We start from the raw sequence: 7,076 nt of genomic DNA, 5'->3' as shown, positions 1-7,076 counted from the left end.
AAAAATGAAATTCGGTCTGGACAGAAATTTTCGGCACGACCAAGGCTCCCTGTGGGAGCGAGCCTGCTCGCGAAGGCGTCAGTTCAGTCGACGCGTTGCCCTCAGATCACCTCCCAACCACCCCCCAACGCTTTGTACAAGGCAATGCTCGCCTGCAATCGCGACAGGCGCAGTTGTACGTTCATGTCCTGCGCGGCATACAGCGTGCGCTGGGTTTGCAGGACGGTGAGCAGGTCTTCGGCGCCGGCCTGGTAGCGACTCTGGGCGATGTCGAAGGCGGTTTGTGCCTGGTTCAGTTCTTCGCTTTGCCATTGCTGTTGTTCGTCGAGGCCGCGAATGCTGCTGAGGGCTTTTTCGACGTCGGCGAAGCCGTTGATGATTGCTCCGCGATAGGTCTCCAGCAGTTCATCCTGCCGCGCCTTGGCCTTGTCGCGTTCGGCGCTGAGGCGGCCGTTGTTGAAGATCGGCGCGGTCAGCCCCGAGGACAGGTTGTAGAACGTCGTGCGCAGCAAATCGGCGGCCAGATCGGCGCCGCTGCCGAGGCTGGCGGTCAGGGTGATTTTCGGCAGCATCGCGGCGCGGGCGACGGTGACATCAGCCTGGGCTGCGGCGAGCTTGGCCTCGGCGCTGGCAATGTCTGGACGCCGACTCAGCAAGTCGCTCGGCACGCCGCTGGCGATGTCCGGCCAGTGCAGTTGGGCGAAGGATTGCGTGGGCAACGGCAACGCTTGCACCGGTTGACCGAGCAGGGCGGCGAGGCTGATCAGTGCTTCGCGGGCCTGTTGTTGCACCAGCGGCAGGCGACGCTGTTGTTCGGCCACCAGGCTTTTCTGCTGGGCCAGTTCCAGCGCGGTGGCGCTGCCGGCGTCGAAACGGGTCTGCACCAGCTGCAGCACATTCTGCGCATTTTTCAGATTGAGTTCGGCAATGCGCGCCTGCTCACGCAAGGCCAGGGCCTGGGTGTAACTGTTGGCGACGCCGCTGAGCAAGGTCAGCTCGACGGTGGCGCGATCGAATTCGCTGGCCTGCACGCCGAACACCGCACTGTCGCGGGCGGCACGCTTGCCGCCCCAGAAATCGATTTCGTAACTGGCGCTGAGCTCGGCATCGTAATAGTCCAGCGAGCGATTCTCGGGACTGACATCCAATTGGCTGTAGCCCTTGCCGTGGATCAGTTTCTGCCGATTGGCATTCAGCCCGGCCTTGAGTTCCGGCAGCAGCGGGGCGCCGGCAATGGTTGCGCTGGCCTCGGCCTGTCTGACTCGCGCCACGGCGGCGGCGAGGTCGTAGCTGCCCAGCCGCGCCTGTTCCACCAGCCGCTCCAGCTCGGGGCTGCCGAATTGCGTCCACCATTGCCGATTGCTCTGCAGCGCGCCGGGGGTGTCGGCGGACTGCCACGCGCTCGGTGGCTGCACGCCGCTGTCGAGGCGCGGCGCCGGGCCGCTGCAGGCCGCCAGCAACAGGCTGGCGGCAAGGAACGTCAGTCGCACTTTCATAGGTCGATCATTCACTGGTAAGGGCCGTGACCGGGTCAAGCCGGGCAGCTTTGCGGGCCGGCATGAAGCCGAAAATGACGCCGGTGACCAGCGCACAGGCAAACGCACCGATCACCGCGAGCCCTTGAAAGGCGATCGCCACGCCGCTGAGCAACAACACGCCGCCGACCAGCAGCGCCAGGCCGATTCCGGCGATTCCGCCGACCACCGAGAGCATCAGCGCTTCGGTGAGAAACTGACGGAGGATGTCGCGCTGACGGGCGCCGGTGGCCATGCGAATACCGATCTCGCGGGTACGTTCGCGTACGGTCATGAGCATGATGTTCATCACGCCGATACCGCCGACCAGCAGGGAAATCGCCGCAATCGCCCCCAGCATCAGCGACAGCGTGCCTTGCGTGCGCGCTTCGGCCTGGATCATCGCGGCATTGTTGGTCAGTTCGAAATCCTTCTTGCCGTGGTGCCGACGCAACATCGCCTGTTCGATGGCCTGCTCGGCGTCCTTGACCTTGCGCGCATCCTTGGCCGCGATCACCACGTATTGCGGATTGCGGCTGCCGAACAGGCGCGTGCTCGCCGCCGAATACGGCACGGCGATGCGGTTGTCGCTATCGGAGTCGCCGGAGCTGGCGCCTTTTTCCGCAAGCACGCCAAGGATCTGGAACGGCACGTTTTCGATGAGGATGTATTGGCCGATGGGGTCGGCGACATCCTTGAGCAACTTGTCGCGGACCTTGGTGCCGATCACCGCGACAGCGGCGGCGCTGTCCTCGTCGGCCTGGGTGAAGTAGCTGCCCTGGATCACCGGCCAGTTGAAAATCTGCGGAAAGTTGGTGTCATTGCCGCCGACGTAGCTGCTGTGATCGGCGTTGCCAAAGCGCACCCCGGCGGTCGAGCCGTTGACCGGCATGATCCGTTCCACCTGGGGCAGGGCGGACAGTTCGGCGACGTCGTCGAGGGTGATGATGCCCTCCGGCGTACGCGGGTTCGGCGCCGAACCGCTGAGGTAAATGATGTTGGAGCCGAACGCACCCATTTGCGCCATGACCTGCCGCTTGCTGCCTTCGCCGACGGCGAGCATGACCACCACCGAGGCCACGCCAATGACGATGCCCAGCAGGGTCAGCGCCGTGCGAAAGCGGTTGATCCACATCACTCGCCACGCCGCTTGTACAGCGTCGACCAGTTCACCTTTCCAGGCGCCGGTCTGGTTGCTGCCGTTGCTCAGGCGCTGGCGCAGGTCAACCGCTTGCAACGCGCCGGGATTGGCCACAGGCGGCGCGCAGGCGTGCTCGGCGCTGTCGCTGATGATCAGGCCGTCGCGGATTTCGATGATGCGTTTGGCCCGTTGCGCCACTTCGCGGTCGTGGGTGATGAGGATCACCACATGACCCTGATCGGCGAGTTCGTCGAGCAGGGTCATCACTTCAGCGCCGCTGTGGCTGTCGAGGGCACCGGTCGGCTCGTCGGCGAGGATGATATGGCCGCCGTTCATCAGCGCACGGGCAATCGACACCCGCTGTTGCTGGCCGCCGGAAAGCTGATGCGGACGATTGCCAGTGCGAGTGCCGAGGCCGAGACGTTCCAGCAGTGCGTGAGCTCGGGCATGCCGCTCGGCGGCCGGGGTGCCGGCATAGATCGCTGGCATCTCGACGTTTTCCTGGGCCGAGCCGGACGGGATCAGGTGATAGCCCTGAAAGACAAACCCGAAGGCTTCGCGGCGCAGCCAGGCCAGTTCATCGCTGTCCAGCTGCGCGACATTTTCCCCGGCGAACAAATACTCGCCGCTGGTGGGACGGTCGAGGCAACCGAGGATATTCATCAGCGTCGATTTGCCCGAACCGGAGGCGCCGACGATGGCAACGAACTCGCCGGCGTGGATCGACAGATCGATCCCGCGCAGCACTTCCACCCGCGGGCTGTCATCACCGCCATAGGCTTTGCGGATCTGCCGCAGGTCGATCAGGGGCGTGTGCATTCAGCCTCCATGACCAGTGGCCGGCGCGCTGAGAACATGCTCGCCCTCGGCCAGACCTTCCAGCACTTGGGTGCGCAGGCGATCGCTGATGCCGGTGCGTACTTCGCGCGCCTGAATATCACCGTTGGCAGCGACGATCTGCGCTCGCTGCCACTGCGGACGCGAGCCCGGTTGCAGGGCGGCAGTCGGCACGGTCAGGGTGTCTTGCGCCTGTTGGGCGACGAAGAACACCTGGGCGGTCATGTCGGTCATCAGGCTGTGATCGGCGTTGTCGACGTCGAGCAGCACGGTATAAAGAACCACGCGTTCGCTGCCGCTGCGGCCGCTGGTAGGACTGCCGCCCTGATTCTGTTCAAGCGGACGTGGTGGCACCGGCAGGATCTGCCGCACGCTGCTGCTCCAGCGCCGAGTGCCGCCGCTGAGGGTGGTGAAGTAGGCGGTCATGCCGGGTTTGACGTGGCCGATGTCGGCCTCTGAAACCTCGGCCCACACGGTCATCGGCGACAGCCGGGCGATGCGCAGGATCAGCGGGGTCTGTTGTTGCGCGTTGAGGGTCTGGCCTTCGCGCGCACCGACGGCGACCACGGTGCCGCTCATCGGCGCATAGATGCGCGTGTAACCGAGTTCCGCCTCGTCGCTGCGCAGGCTGGCCTGGGCCTGACGGATCTGCGCCTGGAACATGTCGATGCGCGCCTGGGTTGCGCGAACCTCGGCGCGCGCGGTCTGCACGTCTTCTTCGCGGGTGGCGCCACCGGCGGCGAGTTTCTGCTGGCGCTGGTATTTCTGCTGCGCCAGATCGTGCTGGGCACGTTGCTCCTGCAGCTGCGCCTTGAGGTTCTCGATGGAAAAGCGCCCGGCATCGAGCTTGGCTTTCTGTGTCGACGGGTCGATTTCCACCAGCAACTGGCCTTCCTTGACCGTATCGCCGGCCTCGACGTGAATCTTCTGAATCTGCCCCGAAGCCTGTGCGCCGACATCGACATAGCGGCGCGGCTGCAAGGTGCCGAGCGCTGTCACGCTGTTTTCGATATCGCCGCGGCTGACCTGCACAGTGGCAACGGCGTCGCGACCGGGTGGCAAGACTTGCCAGGCAGCGACGGCGATCACGGGAATCAGACAGAGGGCGGCAAACAGCGCGCGACGGGCGGGGCGGGGACGATTCATGCAGGGTTCCGGCCAGTGGTTGCGGCCCGTCGCAAGGCACGACAGACACAGGGGCTGTCCTGTAAACGAGGCATGGGCGACGGAATTTAGCCGCAGACACATCGAGTTACCGCAGCCGGGCCACGACTATTTGTCCGGGATATGGAATCAACTCTTTAAATCTATATGAGAATTACTATAAATTACGCACCTCACGTTGCCACTATCTTGCTACTGCGTGATTTGCAGGTCTGATCAGTGCGCTCAAGGACAGAAACGGCATCGATGCGGTCGGGAGTCATGTTGGAAAACTACTATCGTGAGCTGGTGTGTTTCCTCAACGCCAGACTGGGCAACCGTCAGGTCGCCGAGGATGTGGTGCATGACGCCTATGTACGCGTGCTGGAGCGCTCCAGCGAGGTGCCGATCGAACAACCCCGGGCCTTCCTTTATCGCACCGCGTTGAACCTGGTTATCGACGATCACCGCCGCAACGCGCTGCGCCAGGTCGAATCGCTGGACGTGCTTGATAACGAAGAGCGCTATTTCACTCCCTCGCCTCACGGCACCCTTGATCACGGACAGCGCCTGGAAATGCTTCAGCGCGCACTGGCCGAGCTGCCGCCGCTGTGCCGCGACAGTTTTCTGCTGCGCAAGATCGAAGGAATGTCCCATCCGGAAATCGCCCAGACCCTCGGCATCTCCCGGGCGCTGGTGGAAAAACACATCGTCAACGCCATGAAACATTGCCGCTTGCGCATCCAGCAATGGGATGGCCAGTGAGCCGCGCCGGTTAAATTTCCTTTCATCGTCCTCGTTCCTACTCAACAGACGACCTGCTGACCTGATTCAGGCCGGTCAGGCCACCCAGGCTTTATTTCCCCGCGTTGAGGGGTTCATCCAGAGGACACTGGAAATGACACAGGCAATTGCATCGCCCATCGTTCACGACCTGATCGGCGTCGGTTTCGGCCCTTCGAACCTGGCACTGGCCATCGCTCTGCAGGAGCGCGGCCGGATCCAGGGCGAACTGGATGTGCTGTTCCTCGACAAGCAGGCCACTTACAGCTGGCACGGCAACACCTTGTCGACGCAGAGCGAGTTGCAGATTTCCTTCCTCAAGGACCTGGTGACCCTGCGCAATCCGACCAGCCCTTACTCGTTCGTCAACTACCTCAAGCACCACGGGCGTCTGGTCGATTTCATCAACCTCGGCACCTTTTATCCATGCCGCATGGAGTACAACGACTACCTGCGCTGGGTGGCCGGGCAGTTCACCGCGCAGAGCCGTTATGGCGAAGAAGTGCAATTCATCGAACCGGTATTGCACAACCAGCAGGTCGAAGCCTTGCGGGTGATTTCCCGGGGCAGCGACGGCCAGCAATTCGTGCGTACCACGCGTTCGGTGGTGGTCAGCGCTGGCGGCACACCGCGCATTCCGGAGGCGTTCAAAGCACTGAAGGGCGATCACCGGGTATTCCACCATTCGCAATACCTGTCGCAAATGGCCAGGCAGCCGTGCGTGAACAACCAACCGATGAGCATCGCCATCATCGGCGGCGGGCAGAGCGCGGCGGAAGCCTTTATCGACCTGAATGATTCATTCCCGTCGGTGCAGGTCGACATGATCCTGCGTGGTTCGGCGTTGAAACCTGCGGATGACAGCCCGTTCGTCAACGAAGTGTTCTCGCCGGAGTTCACCGATCTGGTGTTCCAGCAGAACAGCGTCGAGCGCGAGCGTCTGGTCAACGAGTACCACAACACCAACTATTCGGTGGTCGACATCGACCTGATCGAACGCATCTACGGCATCTTCTACCGGCAGAAGGTTTCCGGGATTGCCCGCCATGCGTTCCGCACCCTGACCACCGTCGAGAGCGCCACTGCGACGGCAAATGGCATCGAACTGGCCGTGCGCAACAACGCCACCGGCGAAGTCACGGTGCGAATCTATGACGCCGTGGTGCTGGCCACCGGTTACGAGCGGCAGATGCACCGCAAGTTGCTCGCGCCGCTGGAGGAATACCTCGGTGAGTTCGAGGTCGATCGCAACTACAAACTGATCACCGACGAGCGCTGCAAGGCCGGTATTTATATGCAGGGCTTCTGCCAGGCCAGCCATGGCCTGAGCGATACGCTGCTGTCGGTGCTGCCGATTCGCGCCGATGAAATCGCTGGCTCGCTGTACGAGCATGGCAAACAGCGCGGGCACAGCCGCTCGGTGGCGGAGTTGCTGTTGGCGACTGCCAGCTGAAGTATGCGGCGCCTGTCACACCGCTTTCGCGAGCAGGCTCGCTCCCACAATGGTTCTGTGAACGCAGGGCAAAATGTGGGAGCGAGCCTGCTAGCGAAGGGGCCATGGAAAGCCCCACATATGATCGTTCCCACGCTCTGCGTGGGAATGCCGCCCGGGACGCTCCGCGCCCCTTTCAGAAGCCGAACGAGGGGCGTCCGATGAG

General features: G+C 63.1%; 5 protein-coding genes. 2 read left to right on the top strand and 3 right to left on the bottom strand.

Annotated features, from left to right (window positions below; all coding sequences use genetic code 11):
- Nucleotides 1-101 precede the first annotated feature (101 nt).
- The 3 genes from F8N49_RS23585 to F8N49_RS23575 are packed head-to-tail and all read right to left on the bottom strand — an operon-like array spanning nt 102 to nt 4,638.
- Nucleotides 102-1,496: an efflux transporter outer membrane subunit gene (locus F8N49_RS23585; RefSeq protein ID WP_151552805.1), complete on the bottom strand. Its 1,395-nt coding sequence runs from the start codon at nt 1,494-1,496 to the stop codon at nt 102-104.
- Nucleotides 1,497-1,503: 7 nt separating this feature from the next.
- The gene (locus F8N49_RS23580; protein ID WP_151552803.1) at nt 1,504-3,474 is read right to left on the bottom strand and encodes a MacB family efflux pump subunit; all 1,971 of its coding nucleotides are present in this window, start codon (nt 3,472-3,474) and stop codon (nt 1,504-1,506) included.
- Complete coding sequence (locus F8N49_RS23575; protein ID WP_122506474.1) at nt 3,475-4,638, bottom strand: efflux RND transporter periplasmic adaptor subunit; 1,164 nt, start codon at nt 4,636-4,638, stop codon at nt 3,475-3,477. It lies immediately after the preceding gene.
- A gap of 279 nt (nt 4,639-4,917) precedes the next feature.
- Between F8N49_RS23575 and F8N49_RS23570 the strand changes: the two genes are divergently transcribed.
- Both F8N49_RS23570 and F8N49_RS23565 read left to right on the top strand, forming a co-directional pair.
- Nucleotides 4,918-5,400, top strand: coding sequence for a sigma-70 family RNA polymerase sigma factor (locus tag F8N49_RS23570; RefSeq protein WP_016773904.1), 483 nt, complete (start codon nt 4,918-4,920; stop codon nt 5,398-5,400).
- Between the two features lie 133 nt (nt 5,401-5,533).
- Entirely contained in the window at nt 5,534-6,871 is a 1,338-nt protein-coding gene (locus tag F8N49_RS23565; RefSeq protein ID WP_016773905.1) for a lysine N(6)-hydroxylase/L-ornithine N(5)-oxygenase family protein, read from the top strand.
- Nucleotides 6,872-7,076 lie beyond the last annotated feature (205 nt).

The sequence above is a fragment of the Pseudomonas sp. GXM4 genome, assembly GCF_008923895.1.
Lineage (GTDB): Bacteria > Pseudomonadota > Gammaproteobacteria > Pseudomonadales > Pseudomonadaceae > Aquipseudomonas > Aquipseudomonas atacamensis.
Note: the sequence above shows the minus strand (reverse complement) of the source record. Positions and strands in the feature narration are given on the sequence as shown.